General features: G+C 67.3%; 16 protein-coding genes. 11 read left to right on the forward strand and 5 right to left on the reverse strand.

What is annotated here, in order from left to right; genetic code table 11:
* The first annotated feature begins 82 nt into the window (after positions 1–82).
* The 4 genes from AB0H84_RS22745 to AB0H84_RS22760 all read left to right on the forward strand — a co-directional run bounded on the left by AB0H84_RS22745 (position 83) and on the right by AB0H84_RS22760 (position 4,521).
* Positions 83–1,444: a hypothetical protein gene (locus tag AB0H84_RS22745; protein ID WP_357607349.1), complete on the forward strand. Its 1,362-nt coding sequence runs from the start codon at positions 83–85 to the stop codon at positions 1,442–1,444.
* 8 nt (positions 1,445–1,452) lie between these two features.
* Positions 1,453–2,379, forward strand: a complete 927-nt coding sequence (locus AB0H84_RS22750; RefSeq protein WP_357607352.1) for a sugar ABC transporter permease — start codon at positions 1,453–1,455, stop codon at positions 2,377–2,379.
* Positions 2,376–3,200, forward strand: a complete 825-nt coding sequence (locus tag AB0H84_RS22755; protein WP_357607355.1) for a carbohydrate ABC transporter permease — start codon at positions 2,376–2,378, stop codon at positions 3,198–3,200. The genes AB0H84_RS22750 and AB0H84_RS22755 overlap by 4 nt, the downstream gene beginning before the upstream one ends.
* 190 nt (positions 3,201–3,390) lie before the next feature.
* On the forward strand, positions 3,391–4,521 hold the full coding sequence (locus AB0H84_RS22760) for a glycoside hydrolase family 68 protein (RefSeq protein WP_357607359.1): 1,131 nt from the start codon (positions 3,391–3,393) through the stop codon (positions 4,519–4,521).
* A 342-nt stretch (positions 4,522–4,863) separates the two neighbouring features.
* Here the strand turns inward: AB0H84_RS22760 and AB0H84_RS22765 are convergent, their stop codons facing one another.
* Both AB0H84_RS22765 and AB0H84_RS22770 read right to left on the reverse strand, forming a co-directional pair.
* Positions 4,864–6,177, reverse strand: a complete 1,314-nt coding sequence (locus AB0H84_RS22765; protein WP_357607361.1) for an MFS transporter — start codon at positions 6,175–6,177, stop codon at positions 4,864–4,866.
* Between the two features lie 36 nt (positions 6,178–6,213).
* Positions 6,214–7,620 (reverse strand): M20 family metallopeptidase, encoded by a 1,407-nt coding sequence (locus AB0H84_RS22770; RefSeq protein WP_357607364.1) that lies wholly within the window; start codon positions 7,618–7,620, stop codon positions 6,214–6,216.
* 141 nt (positions 7,621–7,761) lie between these two features.
* Between AB0H84_RS22770 and AB0H84_RS22775 the strand changes: the two genes are divergently transcribed.
* From AB0H84_RS22775 to AB0H84_RS22790, 4 genes are all read left to right on the forward strand, one after another.
* The gene (locus tag AB0H84_RS22775; RefSeq protein ID WP_357607367.1) at positions 7,762–8,682 is read left to right on the forward strand and encodes a LysR family transcriptional regulator; all 921 of its coding nucleotides are present in this window, start codon (positions 7,762–7,764) and stop codon (positions 8,680–8,682) included.
* 632 nt (positions 8,683–9,314) lie between these two features.
* Positions 9,315–9,557 carry a hypothetical protein gene (locus AB0H84_RS22780; protein WP_357607370.1) on the forward strand — a complete coding sequence of 81 codons (243 nt, stop codon included), beginning with the start codon at positions 9,315–9,317 and terminating at the stop codon, positions 9,555–9,557.
* Positions 9,554–11,764: a hypothetical protein gene (locus AB0H84_RS22785; RefSeq protein WP_357607373.1), complete on the forward strand. Its 2,211-nt coding sequence runs from the start codon at positions 9,554–9,556 to the stop codon at positions 11,762–11,764. Before AB0H84_RS22780 ends, AB0H84_RS22785 begins: the two co-directional genes overlap by 4 nt.
* A 101-nt stretch (positions 11,765–11,865) precedes the next feature.
* Complete coding sequence (locus AB0H84_RS22790) at positions 11,866–12,351, forward strand: hypothetical protein (RefSeq protein WP_357607376.1); 486 nt, start codon at positions 11,866–11,868, stop codon at positions 12,349–12,351.
* A gap of 215 nt (positions 12,352–12,566) precedes the next feature.
* Here AB0H84_RS22790 and AB0H84_RS22795 read toward each other — a convergent pair whose 3' ends face one another.
* The 3 genes from AB0H84_RS22795 to ddaH form a co-directional block, all read right to left on the reverse strand.
* Positions 12,567–13,013: a hypothetical protein gene (locus AB0H84_RS22795; RefSeq protein WP_357607379.1), complete on the reverse strand. Its 447-nt coding sequence runs from the start codon at positions 13,011–13,013 to the stop codon at positions 12,567–12,569.
* Between the two features lie 418 nt (positions 13,014–13,431).
* On the reverse strand, positions 13,432–15,141 hold the full coding sequence (gene leuA, locus AB0H84_RS22800) for a 2-isopropylmalate synthase (protein WP_357607382.1): 1,710 nt from the start codon (positions 15,139–15,141) through the stop codon (positions 13,432–13,434).
* 189 nt (positions 15,142–15,330) lie between these two features.
* Complete coding sequence (gene ddaH, locus AB0H84_RS22805) at positions 15,331–16,077, reverse strand: dimethylargininase (RefSeq protein WP_357607385.1); 747 nt, start codon at positions 16,075–16,077, stop codon at positions 15,331–15,333.
* A gap of 132 nt (positions 16,078–16,209) precedes the next feature.
* Here ddaH and AB0H84_RS22810 point away from each other — a divergent pair, with 132 nt between their 5' ends.
* The 3 genes from AB0H84_RS22810 (at position 16,210) to AB0H84_RS22820 (ending at position 18,914) form a co-directional block, all read left to right on the forward strand.
* Positions 16,210–16,455, forward strand: coding sequence for a DUF2630 family protein (locus AB0H84_RS22810; RefSeq protein WP_357607388.1), 246 nt, complete (start codon positions 16,210–16,212; stop codon positions 16,453–16,455).
* A 64-nt stretch (positions 16,456–16,519) separates the two neighbouring features.
* Positions 16,520–17,488, forward strand: a complete 969-nt coding sequence (locus AB0H84_RS22815) for a GNAT family N-acetyltransferase (RefSeq protein ID WP_357607391.1) — start codon at positions 16,520–16,522, stop codon at positions 17,486–17,488.
* A 124-nt stretch (positions 17,489–17,612) separates the two neighbouring features.
* Positions 17,613–18,914 carry an MFS transporter gene (locus AB0H84_RS22820; protein ID WP_357607394.1) on the forward strand — a complete coding sequence of 434 codons (1,302 nt, stop codon included), beginning with the start codon at positions 17,613–17,615 and terminating at the stop codon, positions 18,912–18,914.
* The last annotated feature ends 3 nt before the right edge of the window (positions 18,915–18,917 follow it).

The following is an 18,917-nucleotide window of genomic DNA, read 5'->3' on the forward strand; positions in this document are numbered from 1 at the left end:
ACTATCGGCGCTAACCCGATTTAGCAACGGAGTCGGGACATCAGCGCGGTGCCGATCGTCCCAGGCAGCAGAGGAGATGCACATGGCTCGTCGAGTCCGCCCCGGCAGGTCCGGGGCCGCACTTGTGATCGCCATGGGGACGCTGGCCGCAGCCTGCGCGGCTCCCGGCAGCAACAGGCCGCAGCCCCAGACCACCGGCACGTCGTCGGTGTCCGCGGCGCCCACCTGCGGATCGGCGCCGATCAGCATGAACGGCTACTTCGAGACCGGTTTCCCCTTGCCCAAGGCGCTTACCACCGAGTTCACCAAGCAGCACCCGAACGTCACGTGGAACATCCGCGAGGACCAGTTCGCGGTGATCACCCAGAACGCCCCGCGGGTGCTGGCGGACAACCCGCCCGACCTGATGCGCCTGCCGCAGGTCTCCGAGCTGGTCAAGGACAACCTGCTGAAGAACCTGGACGGCTACGCGAAAGCGTTCGGCTGGGACAAGTGGCCGGCCTCGCAGCTTGAGCAGCTGCGGATGGGCCCGGGCGGGCGACCACGCGGACAGGGCTCCCTGTACGCCCTAGGGCTCAACTTCAGCATGACCGGCGTCTTCTACAACAAGAAGCTCGCCACGCGGATCGGGATGTCCGCGCCGCCCGCCACGCTGGGTGAGCTAGACGCGGTCCTCGCAAAGGCCAAAAGCGCGGGCATCACACCGATCCTGCAGTTCAACGGTGGAGCCACCGGCGGGCTGGCGTTCCCGCTGCAGAACCTCATGGCCTCCTACGGCCCGGCGGCCCCGATCAACGACTGGGTCTTCCAGAAGCCCGGGGCCACGATCGACACCCCGTCGAACCTGCAGGCCGCCCAGCACCTGGAGAAGTGGATCAAGGCCGGATACTTCCAGAAGGACGTCAACGCGGTCGACTACGCGACGATGATGAGCCGCTTCATCGACGGTCAGGGCCTGTTCATGTTCAACGGCGACTGGGAGTCGGGCAACCTCGACAAGCAGATGCCGGGCAACGTCGGCTTCACTCTGATGCCGCCCGCGCAGCAGGGCGGCAAGCTGGCCGCCATGTCGGCGCCCCTCACCTTCGGAATCGCCGCGAACGCGAAGAACGCCGACTGCGCCGCCTTCTTCCTCAACTGGGTGGCCACCGACAAACGGGCCCGCGAGATCGGCGTCGAGGTCGGCGGATCGCATCCCATGGGGCCTGCCGACGCGTACATGCCTGAGGTGGCCGCGGACAAGGTCACCGCCGGCACGCTCGCAGCCGGAGCGGACATCGCCAAGGACAACGGCGCGATGGACTTCATCGCCAACGCCACCGGCGCCATCTACGCCAAGAGCTGGACCCCGAACCTGCAGAAGCTGGTGGCCGGGGAGCAGACGCCGCAAGGGTTGCTCAAGGCGGTCCAGGCCGACTACGCCGGCCAGCTCGAAGGGAACTGAGCAAGTTGATGGCCCGGCCACGCGCCGCCCGGTCCGCGCACCGGCTGCCGGCCACCACCAAACTGCGCGGCACCCGCGGCTTGGTCGGCTGGCTGTTCATCATTCCGGCGCTCGCCTTCTACGCGGTATTCGTCCTGCGCCCGATCGCCCTGACGTTCCAGTACTCGCTGTACGAGTGGGACGGCATCGGGCCCTCCACGTGGGTGGGGGCGGCCAATTACGGCGAGGTCTTCACCGACCCCGACCTGTTCGCCTCGCTCGTCAACGCCGTTCAGCTGATCGCCTTCTTCAGCGCGATCCCGGTCCTGCTCGGCCTGGCGATCGCCGCCACGATCCGACGCATCGCCCAGAGCCGCCTCGCCCTTGTGGCGCGCGTCGTGATCTTCCTGCCCCAAGTCATCCCACTGGTGGCCGCCGGCATCGCGTGGAGCTGGCTGCTGGCCTCCACCGGAGTGATCAATCAGCTGCTCAGGCTCATCGGCCTGGGCGGCGTGACCCGCGCCTGGCTGGGCGATTTCGCCACCGCCCTGCCGGCGGTCGGCATGATCGGTGCGTGGGTGCTGCTCGGCCTGTGCACGCTGCTGCTCCTGGCCGGCATGAGCAAGATCGACCCGGCGCTGTACGAGGCCGCCCGGCTCGACGGCGCCGGGCCGTGGCGGGAGTTCGTCTCCATCACGGTCCCCAGCTTGCGTCAGGAGATCGCCGTCTGCGTCACTGTGACCGTGATCGCGGCCCTGGCGAGCTTCGACATCATCTACATCTCCACCCAGGGCGGCCCGGGCAACACGACCATGGTGCCCGGCCTGCAGATCTTCTACCTGGCCTTCTCCGAACGCGAGGTGGGGACGGCCTCGGCCCTGGCCATGGTGCTCATGGTCCTCGTGATCGCCTGCGCCCTTCCCATCCAGTGGTTCGCAAAGGACGGCAACCGATGATCCTCGCCTTGCGGGAGTCCTGGACCGGCAGGCTGCTGCTCTTCGTCATGATGGCGGTCACGCTCCTGCCGTTCCTCAGCCTGCTCGTCACCGCGCTGCACCCCTCCGGCACCTATCCGGCCGGACTGGCCTGGCCCGACGACCCGCAGTGGGGCAACTTCCTCAAGGCCTTCCAGGCCGCGAACATGGGTGAGCTGCTGAAGTCGAGCGTCCTCATCGTGCTGGGCGTGGTACCGATCTCGATCCTGCTCGGCACGATGGCCGGCTTCGCCATCGGCCACCTGCGCGTGATCGGCGGCCGCGTGGTCTTCCTGCTGTTCGTGCTCGGCCTGACCCTCCCCTTCGAGGGCGTCATCACGCCGCTGTACTACCAGATCCGCGACATGGGACTGCTGAACACGCGCTGGGCGATCATCCTGCCGCTCATCGGCCTGTTCATGCCGTTCTCTGTCTTCTGGATGCGCGCGCACTTCGTCAACATGCCCGGGGAACTGTCGGAGAGCGCCCGGATGGACGGCGCCAACGTGTGGCAGTTGTTCCGGCGCATCCACATCCCCCTCGCCATGCCGGCGATCTCGTCCCTGGGCATCCTGCTGTTCCTGTGGACCTGGAACCAGTTCCTATTGGCCATCGTCCTCGTCGACGACCCCGCCAAGCGCACGATGTCCGGCGCCCTGGGCGCCTTCCAGGGCCAGTGGGGCACCGACATCCCGCTGCTGTGCGCCGGATCGCTGCTGATCCTGGCCCCCACGCTGGCGATCTTCCTCATCTTCCAGCGGCACTTCGTCAAGGCCCTGCTCCAGGGCTCCCTGAAGGGCTGACGGCGACGAACGCCGCGCCCCCGGCCGGCCCCGCCCAAGGTCGGGCCGGTATGCACATCACCTCCTACGAGCGGAAGCAGAGGTTGTTCATGGCCCCAGGAAGACGGCCAGGCGCCGCACGCAACCCGGTGAGCGGATCCGGCCCGTTCCCAGGGCATGCCGACGGCAGGCGCCGCGGGCGGGGCGGCGCATGACCACTCGCCGACCGGCGCTCTGGACCAGCCGGCACCTCGATTTGCTCGTCGACGACATCGCGACCACGGCGCCCGTCTTCGATCCCACGGCCGTACCTCGCATCCTGCCGGACCACGATCTCTGGGACCTGTGGCCGGTCCAGGACGAGAGCGGCCCGGCGGCGCTGATCGGCGGCCACGAAGTGTGGATGGCGCTGTCGGCTCCCGCCCTCGGCCACCCCGAGGAGCGCCACGACCAGGCCCGGATCCGCCTGCTCGCGAGGAACGGCGACGGATGGCGGGACCTGGGGCACGCCTTCGCCGACAACGCCTCACCCGGCAGTCGCGAGTGGTCGGGATCAGCGGTCCGCCGGTCCGACGGCACGGTGTCCGTGTTCTACACGGCCGCCGGCCGGCGAGGCGAAACACGCCCTACGTTCCGGCAGAGCGTCGTCGAGACGCGCCTCAGCCTGCAAGCCGACGGCGACCGGATCCTGCTGCACGAGAACGCCGGGCATCGGGAGATCCTCCGCTCCGACGGCCGGATGTACCTGCCGGTCGAAGAAGCCGACGGGTCGCCGGGGAACATCAGGGCCTTCCGCGACCCCGGCTGGTTCCGCGACCCGGCCGACGGGCGTGACTACCTGCTCATCGCCGCGTCCACCGCCTGGGACGACGGCTTCACCGGCGCCATCGCCCTGGCAGCCGAGCCACGGGCCGGCAGCTGGTCGCTGCTCCCGCCGCTCCTCGTGGCCAAGGGCATCAACCATGAACTGGAACGGCCGCACGTCATCGTCCACCAGTCGTGGTACTACCTCTTCTTCACCACCCAGCGCCACACCTTCCACCCGGCCGATCGCGCGCCCACCGGGCTCTACGGATTCGCCGCGCCCAGCTTGACGGGCCCGTACGAGCCGCTCAACGGCTCCGGGCTGGTGATCCAGAACCCTGCTGCCGAACCTGATCAGGCCTATGCCTGGCTGGTGCTGCCCGACCTCCACGTGGTGAGCTTCGCCAACTACCGAGCACAGCAGGGTACAGATCTCCGGCATGCGGAGACGGCGCAGGCACGAGCGCATTTCGGCGGGACCGTCGCGCCGATGCTCAAGCTCGGTCTGGACGGGACGGCCACGTCTGTTTCTCCTTAGTCCTCAATCCGGCTACGACGCCGTACGCGGACCGTGATGGGCCGGCTCACCCCCGCGTGTACCTCTTCCGCGCCGGACCAGGAAGAGGAGTTCGAGGCGGCCAAGGACCTGATGATCCGCCGCTGCCTGGACTGGGCCGACGACCGCGGCCTGTCCGCCGACATCCGGCCATCCGGCCACGGTCGGCATGGACGAGCTACGCAGGCTCGTGGCAGAGCCGCTGCGTACCCGCTCCCACCCGCTCCGCTTCGTGGCAGGACCTCGGCCGGGGGCGCGCGGCCGCCGCTCCGGTCACGGCAGGAAAGGCGGGCGCTGACCTCATGGTCAAGACGCTCCCAGCCCTCAACGGATACCGCGGGACCGGTACCCACATGCCAGTGCGGCGACGCTCAGGAAGGAGACGGCCAGCAGATAGTAGGCCGGCGACGCCTGCGAGCCGGTTCCCGAGACGAGCGCCGCGGCGATCGCGGGAGTGAACCCGCCGAAGATCGCCACCGCCGTGTTGTAGCTGAACGACAGGCCGGTCGCGCGGGCGTGCACGGGGAACGCGTCGGCCATCACCGACGGCAGCGCGCCGAAGTAGGCGGCCTTCAGCAGGCCCAGCATCGTCATGCAGAGCGTCAGGGTCAGGAACGACGGCGACGCGGTGAGCCAGAGGAACAGCGGGACGACGCTCCCGCCGATCAGCACCGCGGCCGGAATCATGATCTTCAGTCGGCCGAACCGATCGGCCAGCAGGCCGACGACCGGAGTTGCCACGGTCAGGGTGACACCGGTGATGAGCAGCGCGACGAATGACAACGAATCGTTCAGGCCCAGCTCTTCGATCCCGAAGGTCGGCATGTACTGCAGGATGAAGTTGAGTGCGGTCGAGATGACCAGCGCGCCACCGGCGATCAGCAGGCCGCCCCAATGGTCACGGAACACCGACCAGATCGGCGAGGAACGCCCCTCCTCCGTCTCCGGTGCCCGTGTGATCGCCGGCGGCTCCTGTACGTACCTGCGAATGTAGAGGCCTACCGGAAGGACCAGCAGACCGAACAGGAACGGCACCCGCCAGCCCCAGGACGCCATCTGCTCATCGGACAGCACCGCCGTCAGACCTGCGGCGAACCCGGAGGACATCAGAGTCGCGAGCCCCTGGCTGGCGAACTGGAAGCTGCCGAGGAAGCCCTTGCGGCTGTCGTCCTGCTCGACCAGGAACGAGGTGGCGGCGCCGAACTCACCGCCGGCCGCGAACCCCTGGATCAGTCGCGCGACCACGATCCCCAGCGGTGCGAGGAGTCCCAGCGTCGCGTAGCCGGGCATGATCACGATCAGAAAGGTGCCGAGCACCATCAGCCAGATCGTCAGCACCAGAGCCTTCTTGCGGCCGTGCCGGTCGGCGTACGCGCCGATCAACAGCCCTCCGAGCGGACGGATCAGGTACGTCACGCCGAACACCGCGTACGCCTGCACCAGCTGGACGCCCGGTGCGCCGTCGGGGAAGAACACCTGCCCGATATAGGCCGCCATCAGCGCGTACACGGCGAGGTCGAACCACTCGAGCGCGTTGCCGATGGTCGCCGCCGCGATCGCGCGTCTGGCGGATCCACGCCTCGCGGGCACCGCCGGGCGGTCCGCGGGCTGAGCGGAATCTGTCGAGGCGACGGCCATCGAGGGTCCTTCCGGTGGGAGCGCCGGCTGACGTCGTCAGGCCGGGCGGCGGGCGGGGAGAGGGTTGTCGGCCGAAGGGTTGCCGAGAGCGTGGAACAGCGCGGCGGCCAGCACGACGCCCTCACGGGCGATCGTGCCGAGCATGTGCTCGTCCGGCGCGTGCTGGAGGCAGCCCGGGTATGAATGCGGCAGCCACAGGGTCGGCAGGCCGAGGATGTCGGTGAAGACGTAGTTGGGCAGGGAGCCGCCGATGTTCGGCAGCACGGCGACAGGCTTGCCGCTCACCTGCTCCAGCGACCCCTTGGCCCACCGCGTCCACGGGTCGTCGAGTGCCGTACGGCCGGCGGGGAAGTGGCGCAAGACGCTGACGCGGACCATCGGGTAGCCGTGGGCGGCCAGATGCTCGGTGATGGCCTTCTCCGCGCCGCTCACATCGGTCCCGGCCACGTACCGTAGCTGCAGCATCGCACGGGCGCGTCCGGGGATGGCGTTGACGGGGTTGTCGACGTCAGCCGACCCCAGCGCCAGGACCTCCAGCGTGTTCCAGCCGTACAGCCGCTCGGCAGCGGTCAGCCCGGTCTCACCCCAGCCTTCGTCGGGGACCGGGTCGCCGGGGCTGTTCGCGACGGCGACGCCGGCCAGCACCTCGCGGAGCGCGTCCGGGAGCTCCGGCGGCAGCAGAGCGGACACCCGGATGCGTCCGTGCCCGTCAACGCAGCTCGCGATCGCGCCGGCGAGGGTGGTGGCGGGGTTGCGGAGGACGCCGCCCCAGTTCCCGGAGTGATAGGTGTTGGGACGCAGATCGACCTCGAGCTGGATGTCGACGCCTCCACGTGACCCGAGGAACAGCGTGGGCGTCGCCGCGTCCAAGCGCGGGCCGTCCGAGGCGATCAGGACGTCCGCCCGCAGCGCCTCACTGTGCGCGGCGGCGAACTCGGCCAGCCCTGGCGAGCCGACCTCCTCTCCTGACTCGAACAGGAAGATCAGGTTGAACCCGAGCCTGCCGTGCCGGGCGAGCAGCATGCGCAGCGCCACGAGGTTGACCAGATGCTGCCCCTTGTTGTCGGCCGATCCGCGGCCGTACCAACGGTCGCCGTCACCGGTCAGCGTCCACGGGTCACGGCCACCGCTCCACCGGCCGGCTTGGCCGTCCACCACATCGGCGTGGCCGTAGCAGAGGAGCGTCGGCAGCGAGGGTGACTCGACCCGGGTGCCGACCAGGAACGGACCCCCGCCGGGTTCGGGGTTGGGGTACTCGGTCACGGAGCACCCGAGCCCGGTCAGCGCGGGTGCCAGAATCTCGTCGAGGTATGCCTTGACGGCAACACGGCTCTCCGGCTTGGCGCTCTCCGTGGGATAGGAGACCATCGTGGCGAGCTCGGCGAAGAAGGCGCCGGAATCGACGTACTCCTCCGCCTGTTCGATGAGGTCTGCTGGGATCACGAGAGGTTCCTCCGGGGAGTCTGGGCGCCGCGCTGGTCAGCAGCGTAGGACGGTTCAGAGGCCGGGACCATTGCCGTTTGCCGCATTCGGCGTTCTATTATTGGCAAACCTGGGTCCGAACCATGACTGGATGGTGTTCCGATGCAACTCCTGCCGGTGGGCCTCTCGTACTTCCTCGAGGTCGCGCGGGCAGGATCGGTGACCGAGGCGGCCCGTTCGCTGACCGTCGCGCCTTCCGCGATCAGCAGGCAGATCACCAAGCTGGAGTCAGGGTGCGGGGTGCCCTTGTTCGTCCGGCATCCGCGCGGGATGACGCTGACCGAGGCCGGGTCCCGGCTGCTCGCCCATGTCCGCCGCAGCGAGGCTGAGGCGTCCGCTCTGGTGGACGAGTTGCGGACCGGGCGCGGAGCCGACGCCCGCAACGTCACGGTGGCTTGTTCGGAGGGGTTTGGACGCCGGATCGTCCCACGGGCGATAGCGGCCTTCCGGCGCGACCACCCCGACGTGACGTTCCACCTCGACATCGTCCCCCGGCAGGAGGCCACCCGCCGGGTGACCGAAGGGATCGCCGACGTCGCCGTCACCTATGCGATGGGGCCGCAGCATGATGTGCGGGTGGAGTACGCCGTCGTGACTCCGGTGGTCGCGATCGTCCCACCAGGGCACGAGCTCGCCGGGCGGGATCAGGTCGGGCTGGCGGAGTTGTGCGAACACCCCCTGGCACTCGCCTCCACCGGGACCAGCCAGCGTGAGCTCTTCGACATCGGCGCGCAGATCGAGGGACTCACCGTCCAGCCGGTGCTGGTCTGCGACGGGCTCGGGCCGCTGCACGAGTTCGTCCGCTGCGGGGGTGGCATCGCACTCGTAGGAGATCTCGGCGACCTGCATCAGGAGGCGTCGGTCGAAGGGGTCTCCTACGTTCGGCTGGACCACCCGGTGTTCCGGCAGCGGGAGGCCCAGGTGCAAACTGCTCTTGGCCGGCGGCTGCCCTGGTCGGTGACGAAGTTCACGGTGCTGCTGATCTCGCTGCTGTGCCCGCCGGACGGGAACGTGGCCGCCTGATAGCCGCGTGAGGCGTCGTACGTCACGGGGCCGCTCCGTTTTCTTCCGCCGCGACCGGCAGGTGGGCTCTGTGTTGGTGTAGGCCTTCGCGGCGTATCGCTTGGTCCGCTCGATGCCGTCGTCGGCGCTCATAAACGTCCGCTCGACCCCTGCCGCCGCAATGGGCAGGCGGGGCACTATTCGAGCGCACAGTCCGCGCGCAGTTGCGGTCCCCGCTTCGGCCTGCCTCCGGCGACGTCCTTCCCGTCCGTGACGGTGTTCTCGTCAGCCATCTGACCCCGGTCCCACCCAGGCCGTTTCAGTTGAGATTCAACGAACACCAGCCGGGTTTCATTCTCCTAGAGGAAAAGAGATCCCAGGTCACGGTCGGTTCTTATCGGACAATACCGGTCGAATATCGCATTTCCAGAAGGCCGCAACCTTAACTCCGCACGGCATCTTCTTCTCCGATGAATCCGGAGTTGCACTCCAGTCCAACAAACGCCCCATTCGCGAACAAAAGTCGAACGCACTATACCTTTCAGCGAGTTTCAGCTTGTTCTGTTGACGTGATGTTGATTACCGTGTGAAAGACGTGGAGGACGCCGCCTCCTGATCTGTTCTGGTGCAGCGAGCCGTACAAGGGGATCATCGTGGCCAACCTCGATCGCCAAGCGATGCGGGCCGTGGCGGAGCGGATCCAGCGGCTGTCCGACGAGCACTGGTGGGCGCTCGATCCGTCCTGCCGCCTGATGCAGAACGACGCGTGGGTCGGGCCGACGGGTGCCCGGTTCGACGCCCAGGTCCACGCCGACCAGCGGGAGCTGCGCGACATGCTCGCGCAGGCCGTCCACAACGCGACCCAGAAGCTGGCCTCGCTTCAGGACACGCCATGACGGAGTTCACCGGGGTCAAGCAGCCCGAGTTCGACACGATGACGAGCAAGCACGCCGAGGCGGCCGGACGACTGGAGGAGTTGGCGCAGGTCCTGCACAGCGAACTGCAGAGCGCCGGGCTGGACACCTCTCCGGCGGCGCGGCTGCGGCAGCTGGCCGGACGGGTCACCACGCAGGCCGAAGACCTGCGGCGGCGGCAGAAACTGGTCCACGAGTTGCAGAGGCAGAAGGTCACTTTCGGCAGGAGCACACCCGCCGGCAGCTTCCTCGACATGCCTGACAGCCTGGAGGCCGCCAAGGGGCTGCTCGACGGGACACTGGCGGGTCGCGCCGCGTTGAGCGCCGCAGACGGAGACGCCAAAGCGCTGGCCGAACTGGAGAAGTACGCGTCGCGTACCGGGGACGCGGAGTTCGTCAAGGCGTTCCTCGCTGCGCTGGGCGCCCGGGGCGTGACGCAACTGCCCGGCTCGCTCGCCGCACAACTGCGCGACGCCAAGATCCACGGCGACTCCGACCACCGCATGGCCCGGCTCTCCGGCCAAGGCCAGAAGGCCCTGCGCATGCTGAGCACGGCCCTGGCCAAGGGGACCGATCCGAAGAACCCCGCGTACGTGGGTGCCGACTTCCTCAAGGGCCTGGTGAGGGAGGGCCGAGCCGAGCACAAGTCCGGCGACGCGACGTACTCGGGCTATCAGGCGCAAGCGCTCATCTGGCGCGTCCACGACGGGAAGCCGCCGTTCTCGAAGGAGTTCATGGAGCTCGTCGGGCGCGACGTGATCGTCTACGAGTACGAGCAGCGCAAGGCCGAATGGGAGGCAAGGAAGGACCCGTTGGGGCGCATTTTCGCGGGCGCCCAGGTTCCCATAGTCGACGTGGCCGGCGCACTCGGCCTCGGCACCCTGCTGAGACCGGGAACATACGCGGGCAGTCCAGACGCGAAAGGCACGTCGTCGGTGGTGGACGACCTTTTCCACGCGGCAAAGTCGAGCCGCGAGGCGTCCCACGCCCTGCTCGACCACACCCCGGCCGGATGGAAGGAATCCGTGCTGGACTATCTGCTGACTACTCGGTGGGACGCATCCCGCTATCTGGGCGACTACGCACCGTTCAACGCCATGCTGGTGACCGCGACGACCGGCCAGGACACGACCTCCCAGAGGCTGGCCGCGGAGATGACCAAGATCGTCTCAGATGAGGTACGCAGTGCCTTCGGCAAAGCCGACAGCGGCAACCTGGAGATCAGGGACCGAGACGTGTTCGATCGGTACACGCCTCTGAGCTATCCACTTGCCCGCGCGATCGCGGCCAACATCGACCAACTCTCCCGGCTCCTTCTGGACCATTCGACCTTCGGCGAGGTCTCGGCCGAGGACATGTCCTACGCTCTGGCGCTCGCCACCTCACATGACGCCGGCTTCGAGGCGCTGGTGGCAGCACAGACCGAACACATGCGGGCGGCACTCAACACTGTGCCCCCGGTTGGTCTGAACATGTCCAACGCTGAGCAGCTCGGATTCACGAAAGCCGACGTCAAGGAATTCGATTTCGACCGGGATGGCCGAGTCGACAAGGCCGACATCATGCAATTCCTGACAGACCGGACCGTGGCGGAGGCACGTCCCATCAGCCACATCGTGGAAATCCGCCGACAAGTGCTGATCGCTCAGGGGCTGGATGACAACAAGGCAGACGAAGCGCTGAAGACCATGGTGGGCGATGCGATCGGGTTGCTGCCGGTGCCGGGCGCCAAGCAGGTTGGTCAACTCGCCAAGGGAGCGTTTGGCGAGTTGATCGGCAATGGATACGACAAGCTCACCGGAGCCGCGTATGGCGAGATCGCCAACCAGGTTGCACAGCGGATGTCCGAACGCAGGGGGAGTTTGGACGAGACGCACCGGACACTTGCGGACAATCGACTGGCGGTGGAGAGGCTGGCAGAGCAGATGCTAGCCACGGCAATGCTGCACAAGGGCCTGCTTGACGATGTCAATATGAAGAATCAGATATTCGCGCTAGGAACACCGCCGGCGATCAAACCTTTCACCGAGATGAGCCCGCAGGAATACAGCGAATTCCTTGCGTGGGTTCGGAAAAAAGGAGGAAGCGATGATCTTCTCGATCGTTTTGGCAACACCTTCCGGAGGACCAGCGAGGTGGACGACTACCTCGGCCTCCAGATCACGACCGGTTCCGAAGGTCGCAAATGAGACATTCTCTCCTAACTGTGACTCTGACTGGACTCGTATTGCTCACAGGAGCGTGCACTCCGGGCAGCGATATCGTCTCCACACCAACCCCAGTTCACCAGATGGTCGTGGATTCCGCGCCTTATATCTGCAAGCTCGTTCCCGAACAGGCATTTCGCCTGATAAGTGGTGCGATAGGGTCTCTTATTGAAAAAACAAGCGGCAATGAGAGCAGCGGTGAATGCTGGGCCTCCGATACGAAGCCTCGGCCGCTTGAGGTCGGCTGGCTTCAGGTGGGGGACGGGACGAGCCAGGAGCATCTAAACTTCCTAATGAACGGAAGGCGTGACCTCTACACGCGGCACGGCGGAGTCAGGCTTCCTGCCGACCTTGGCACTGGCATGGCCGCACGGGTGTCGAACAGTCCACTGGACGACCAGCCGTATCGAGTGAGCGCGAAGTTCCGGTGCGGTGGAAAAGACCGAATGATCGATATTTACTTGTCTCAGGTCGTCAAGGGGCGGGATGCGATGAAGGACCTGATCGCGCTCATGCGCATCGCCCAAAAACGCTACAGCGACGTCTACGAGTGCACTCGCGGCAAGTAGGAACCCGACTCCCATAACCGGGGACTCAGGACGCGCACCCGGATCCCACTCCCGCAATCACGTCGATAAAGGCCGCGACCTGCCCGTTCCCCGTGCCCTCGATCTCCCGAATATGCCCATCAAGACGCACGTCGGCGCTGATGCGGCCCTCATCGTCCACCGTGGACTCGTCGCGGTGGACGATGAGGTTGAACGGGAAGCTCGCCTACCTTTGCCTACAGTGGCGGGAGCCAGAACTGTATCTTCAGCAAAGTGAAGCTGACGAGGTCCGGCGTGAACTCTTCATAGCCCAGGGGCTTGTGATGGATTCTGACCTGCCAGATGCTGTCCCGCCTGCCGAGATCGAACTCGGCGCCATGAAACACGTCGCCGGCGTAGCCGCTTATGGCGAATACCACTCCGGAGGCCAGGCTTACGTTTCCGGACCAGGTCCTGTCCCAGGAGTCGCAGGGAGGAGGCGGTCCGTCCCAGAGCTCGTATTTGATCAGACATCTTTCGCTCTGAGCCTCGTCGATTGCGATTCCGTTGTCGCAGACAGTGATCCACGCGCTCGTACCGGCGTTAACCTTATAGAGATCCCACTCGGCTTCGACGTCTGCAATACCGATCAAATAGCTCGAGATCTTACGCCTATCAAGGAGTTCGGCGATGATGCTTGCCACGGTTTCCTGACTTTCCTATGCCGCCAGCGCAAGTGATGACATCGATTCGAGGTGCTATCAGACCACCAAGCCGGAAATCGGTACGAACGGATCTCCTCGCAGTCCGGTCCGGCCCGCGGCTTGGCCAATTCTTGCATACCGCGCCCGTGGCTGTGCGGATTCCCTCATGGATCGGCTCGGGTCTTTGGCGCGCAAGCGGGCTTTGCAAACTGCCGCCCATGGGCCTTCTTCGGGTCGCTTAGGTGCAGATAGGACTTAAGCGATATGTCCTTGCCCCTGAAGTGCGCGCGCACGAGAATCTCAACGCCTCATATCTTGCGCACGTATTGCGAAATATCCCAGAAATTCGCCGAAATAAATAACCCGACCGCGCCTCGTCCTTGATCGTGAGGCGCGGTCGGGTTACCAGTATGTGGGCTTACGGGTGGGAAGCGCGGTTGACCGCCGAGATGATGGCCTTGAGGGAGGCCGTCGTGGTGTTGGCGTCGACGCCGACCCCCCACAATACCTGACCGTCGACCTCACATTCCAAATATGAAGCCGCCTTGGCGTCGCTGCCCGCACTCATCGCGTGCTCCACATAATCCAGAACACGCACCCGAATTCCGGCCCCGGAAATGGCGTCGACGAAAGCCGAGATAGGGCCGTTACCTGTGCCCTCGATTTCGCGAATTTCTCCGTCGAGCCGTACGTCGGCGCTGATGCGGTCCTTGTCGTCCACCGTGGACTCGTGGCGGTGGGCCATGAGGCTGAGGCGGCCCCAGCGGTTGGCCGGGTTGGGGAGGTATTCGTCGCGGAAGATCTCGTACATCGCGGCAGGGCTGATCTCGCCGCCCTCGCTGTCGGTGCGGGCCTGCACGACCTTGGAGAACTCGATCTGCAGTCGCCGCGGCAGGTCGAGCTGGTGGTCGGCCTTCATGATGTACGCGACGCCGCCCTTGCCGGACTGGCTGTTGACGCGGATGACCGCCTCGTACGTGCGGCCGATGTCCTTGGGGTCGATCGGCAGGTACGGGACCGCCCAGGTGAAGTCGTCCACCGGGACGCCCGCCGCGGCCGCGTCGCGCTCGAGGTGTTCGAAGCCCTTCTTGATGGCGTCCTGGTGGGAGCCGGAGAAGGCGGTGTAGACCAGCTCGCCGCCCCACGGGTGGCGCGGGTGCACGGGCAGCTGGTTGCAGTATTCGGTGATGCGACGGATCTCGTCGATGTCACTGAAGTCGATCTCGGGGTCGATGCCCTGGGAGAACAGGTTCATGCCCAGGGTGACCAGGCAGACGTTGCCGGTGCGCTCGCCGTTGCCGAACAGGCAGCCCTCGATGCGGTCGGCGCCCGCCATGTAGCCCAGCTCGGCGGCGGCCACGGCGCTGCCGCGGTCGTTGTGCGGGTGGAGGGACAGGACGATCGAGTCGCGGCGCTTGAGGTTGCGGTGCATCCACTCGATCTGGTCGGCGTAGACGTTGGGAGTGGCCATCTCGACCGTGGCCGGCAGGTTGATGATCACCTTGCGGTCGGGGGTGGGCTGCCACACGTCGTTGACCGCGTCGCACACCTCGACGGCGTACTCGAGCTCGGTGCCGGTGAACGACTCGGGAGAGTACTGGAAGTAGACGTCGACGTCGCTCGCGTCGGCGAGCTTCTTGACCAGCTTGGCGCCCTCGACGGCGATGGCGGTGATGCCCTCCTTGTCCAGGCCGAACACCACGCGGCGCTGGAGGGTGGAGGTCGAGTTGTACAGGTGGACGATGGCCTGCTTGGCGCCCTCGATGGACTCGAAGGTGCGCTCGATCAGCTCGGGCCTGGCCTGGGTCAGCACCTGGATGACCACGTCGTCGGGGATGCGGTCCTCTTCGATGATCTGCCGGATGAAGTCGAAGTCGGTCTGCGAGGCGGCCGGGAAGCCGACCTCGATCTCCTTGTAGCCCATGCGTACGAGCAGCTCGAACATCTTGAGCTTGCGATGGGAGTCCATCGGGTCGATCAGGGCCTGGTTGCCGTCGCGGAGGTCGACCGCGCACCAGCGGGGCGCCTTGGTGATGACCTGGTCGGGCCACGTGCGGTCGGTCAGGCGTACGGGCTGAAAGGGCTGATAGCGATGGATCGGCATGGGGCTGGGCTGCTGAGCGGTCATGTCTGCTGGCTCCTCGTCGGTCGGATGAGAACGGCCGACGCGCATGACTGGCTCCGCGGCGAGGGAGCCGGCCTACAGGCCCCCGCCGCGGCAGCTAAGAAGCAGCCCACGCAGCATGCCATGCACGCTACCAGACGTCTTGGGATGCGCCGTCCCGGGTCTCAGATCCTGAGAAGCGCGGCCACGCCGTCAGTCCGCGATCAAGACGCTGAGGCAGGTCACGCACCCTTCCAGCCGCTCGAACTCCGAAATGTCCGCCGTGGTCACGCTCAGTCCGCGCTGCTCGAGGAGCGCGGCGGTCCGAGGCGCCGAGGCGGACAGCAGGACGCGGTCGCCGCCCAGCGGCACCACGTGCGCCCCCGCCTCCTCCGGTGGCTCGAGCAGGCCGGGCAGGTCCACGTGGCGCGGGTCGCCGATGAGCGTCCCGTCGGGCAGGGCGGTCACCGCCGACTTGAGGTGCAGCACGCCGTTCAGGTCCACGGGCACGATCCGGCGCTCCGGCAGCAGGCCGGCGAGCTGGGCGATGCCGTCGGCGCTGGTGCGCGCCGACCGCCCGACGTATACGGTGCGGCCGACCTGCAGCACGTCTCCCCCATCCAGCGTGCCGGGCGCCGCGATCCTGACCGCCTTGAGCCGCAGCCGGCGCACGGCCGCCGCCACGGACTCCACCTCGGGCCGCCGCGCCTCCGCGCCCGGCCTGGTCAGCACGGCCAGCCGCCCCGACACCACCACGGTGTCCTCCACGAACGGCGCGTCCGGCAGCTCGTGGGCCTCCGGTACGTACGTGACCCGCCAACCGGCGGCGGCCAGCGCGGCCACGTAGGCGTCGTGCTGGTGGAGCGCCCGTTCGGGGTCGACCGGCTCGCGCTCGATGTGGGTCACGATGCCCTCGGCGATCCGGGGGCCGGGCTTCCTTACCAGCGCAATACCAGGCATAGGGCGTGTTGTATCACGTACTTCCACTAACGTTCCGCCCTGCCCGAGCCAGCGCCCTGCCCGAGCCAGCGCCCCGCCCGAGCCAACGCCCCGCCTGAGTGGCCGGGCGAGAGCGGTGACTAGAGTGCAGGCATGCGGGACGACGAGATTCTCACCAGGATCAGCGATCTGGTCACCGAAGAGCACGAGCTGCGCGACAGGCTGACCAACGGCGAAGTGACCACCGACGAGGAGCACGCGCGCATCAAGGAGCTGGAGAACGCGCTCGACCAGTGCTGGGACCTGCTCAGGCAGCGCCGGGCCAGGCGCAACGCCGGTGACGATCCCGACCACGCCGCCGCCCGCCCGGCCGGCGAGGTGGAGAACTACCAGCAGTAAGGCAGGCGAGCACCGGCGGTAAATTCGCTCGCCCCGGTCGTTCCCGGTGCGATTTGCTGGGCGCATGTGGATTCAGCCCATCGATCTCGACCGGCCGGGAAATCTGGTCACGGGCCTGCACGAGGCGTACGTCGCGGGCAAGACCGACGACCCGGGCCCGACGATGACCCTCGCCCGCTTCCGCCACGACGTCGCCGCGCACGAGCCGGGCGCGCGGGCCGAGCTGTGGGCGGTCGTCGAGGACGGCGAGGTCGCCGGCGGATACGGGTTATCGCTCCCCCAGCTCGACAACACCCACACGGCCTGGCTCTTCCCCCTCGTCGTACGCCCGGAGCGGCGCGGCCGGGGGCTCGGCTCGGCGCTGTTCGAGCACGTTCTCGACCGCCTGCGCGCCCACGGCAGGACCCTGCTCCTGGCGGAGACCCCCGTCACCGGCGTGGGCGCCCGCTTCGCGGTGGCACACGGCATGACGGTCTCCCTCATGGAGGCCCGCCGCACGCTCGACCTGCGCAAGGCCGACTGGGACGCGCTGGAACGCATGCTCCCCCGCGTCGAGGGCTACCACCTCGAAAGCTGGACCGGCCCGGCGGGGCCCGATCGGCTCCCCGACCTCGCCGCCCTGATGAACGGCATGAACGACGCCCCGCGCGACGCGGACATCGACGACATGAACTTCAGCCTCGACCGCGTCCGCCACCACGAGGAGAGCCTCCCGCGCCGGGGGCTGACCGCGTACACGGTGATCGCCCGTCGCGACTCCGACGGCGCGCCGGCCGGATACACGCGCGTCTACGCCGACCGCTCCACCGGCTGGGGCCACCAGGCGGACACGGCCGTGCTGGCCGAGCACCGGGGCCACCGCCTGGGCCTGCTGCTCAAGCTCGCCAACGTGCTCCGGCTGCGCGAGCACGAGCCCCACCTGGAGCGGATCATCACCTGGAACGCCACCTCCAACGCCCACATGCTGGCCATCAACGAGGCCATGGGCTTCGAGCTGTTCGACGAGTGGAACGAGTGGCGGCTAGCGCTGTAGAGCCCTACAGGCCGGAGATGGCGCGCATGTTAAGCGGACGTTAGATCTGGGCCTTGCGCCCTTGTCCGAACATCCTTCTGGGGAGAGGCTCTGACCTGCACCTACTCCCCCCAGGAGGTTCTTCGTGAGCAAGGCACGCGTGCCCTGGAAGGCAGTGATCGGCGGGTCGGTCGGCAATCTCGTCGAGTGGTACGACTGGTTCGTCTACTCCAGCTTCGCCGTCTACTTCGCCGCGTCCTTCTTCCCCGAGGGCGACACGACCGCACAGCTGCTCAACACCGCGGGCATCTTCGCCGTCGGCTTCTTCATGCGTCCGGTCGGCGGCTGGCTGCTCGGCCGCTTCGCCGACAGGAAGGGCCGCAAGGCGGCGCTGACCCTGACGGTGACGCTGATGTCGGCCAGCGCGCTGCTCATCGCCATCGCCCCGACGTACGCCACGGCGGGCGCCTTCGGCTCGCTGGTCCTGCTGCTGGCCCGCCTGCTGCAGGGCCTGTCGGTCGGCGGCGAGTACGCGGCCAGCGCCACGTACCTGACCGAGGCCACCCCGCAGGGCAGGCGCGGCTTCGCCTCCAGCTTCCAGTACGTGTCGATGACCGCGGGGCAGCTGGTCGGCCTCGGCCTGCAGATCATCCTGCAGAACACGATGACGAAGGAGGCGCTCAGCTCCTACGGCTGGCGCATCCCGTTCATCGTGGGCGCGCTGGGCGCGGCGGTCGTGTTCTACCTGCGGCGCAACCTCCTGGAGACCGAGGCGCACGACGAGGAGAGCAGGCACTCCGAGGAGCGCGGCACGATCAGGCAGCTCTGGGCGCACAAGAAGGAGGCCCTGCTGGTCATCGCGCTGACGATGGGTGGCACGGTCGCGTACTACACCTACACCACCTACCTCACCAAGTATCTGGTCAACACCGCAGGTATGGAGAAGGAGACCGCGGCTCTCGTCAGCTTCTGCGCGCTGTTCATCTTCATGCTGCTGCAGCCGCTGGCGGGAACGCTGTCGGACCGGATCGGCCGGCGGCCGCTGCTGATCACCTTCGGCATCGGCTCGATGCTCGGCACGGTGCCGCTGATGACCGCGCTGGGCAGCGCCACCACGTTCGGCGGCGCACTGGTGCTCTCCCTGGTCGCGCTGGTCATCGTGACCGGCTACACCTCGATCAACGCGGTGGTCAAGGCCGAGCTCTTCCCCACCCAGGTGCGGGCCCTCGGCGTGGCGCTGCCGTACGCGATCGCGAACGCGCTGTTCGGCGGCACCGCCGAGTACGTGGCCCTCTGGTTCAAGAAGGCGCAGATCGAGTCCGGCTTCTACTGGTACGTCTCCGCGCTCGCGGCGATCTCGCTGGTGGTCTATCTCACCATGCGCGAGACCCGCGATGCGGCGCTGACCAGGTCCGAGCAGGGGGAATCGGTGCCGGTCTCCGTCTAACCT

Source organism: Nonomuraea sp. NPDC050786, assembly GCF_040654115.1.
GTDB lineage: Bacteria > Actinomycetota > Actinomycetes > Streptosporangiales > Streptosporangiaceae > Nonomuraea.

Excerpts from the sequence above, each read along its gene's own strand:
- AB0H84_RS22790 (WP_357607376.1), top strand. The coding sequence starts at position 11,866 with ATGGTCGTGGATTCCGCGCCTTATATCTGCAAGCTCGTTCCCGAACAG.
- AB0H84_RS22745 (WP_357607349.1), top strand. The coding sequence starts at position 83 with ATGGCTCGTCGAGTCCGCCCCGGCAGGTCCGGGGCCGCACTTGTGATC.
- AB0H84_RS22775 (WP_357607367.1), top strand. The coding sequence starts at position 7,762 with ATGCAACTCCTGCCGGTGGGCCTCTCGTACTTCCTCGAGGTCGCGCGG.
- leuA (WP_357607382.1), bottom strand. The coding sequence starts at position 15,141 with ATGACCGCTCAGCAGCCCAGCCCCATGCCGATCCATCGCTATCAGCCC.
- AB0H84_RS22785 (WP_357607373.1), top strand. The coding sequence starts at position 9,554 with ATGACGGAGTTCACCGGGGTCAAGCAGCCCGAGTTCGACACGATGACG.
- AB0H84_RS22760 (WP_357607359.1), top strand. The coding sequence starts at position 3,391 with ATGACCACTCGCCGACCGGCGCTCTGGACCAGCCGGCACCTCGATTTG.
- AB0H84_RS22755 (WP_357607355.1), top strand. The coding sequence starts at position 2,376 with ATGATCCTCGCCTTGCGGGAGTCCTGGACCGGCAGGCTGCTGCTCTTC.
- ddaH (WP_357607385.1), bottom strand. The coding sequence starts at position 16,077 with ATGCCTGGTATTGCGCTGGTAAGGAAGCCCGGCCCCCGGATCGCCGAG.
- AB0H84_RS22815 (WP_357607391.1), top strand. The coding sequence starts at position 16,520 with ATGTGGATTCAGCCCATCGATCTCGACCGGCCGGGAAATCTGGTCACG.
- AB0H84_RS22765 (WP_357607361.1), bottom strand. The coding sequence starts at position 6,177 with ATGGCCGTCGCCTCGACAGATTCCGCTCAGCCCGCGGACCGCCCGGCG.
- AB0H84_RS22750 (WP_357607352.1), top strand. The coding sequence starts at position 1,453 with ATGGCCCGGCCACGCGCCGCCCGGTCCGCGCACCGGCTGCCGGCCACC.
- AB0H84_RS22810 (WP_357607388.1), top strand. The coding sequence starts at position 16,210 with ATGCGGGACGACGAGATTCTCACCAGGATCAGCGATCTGGTCACCGAA.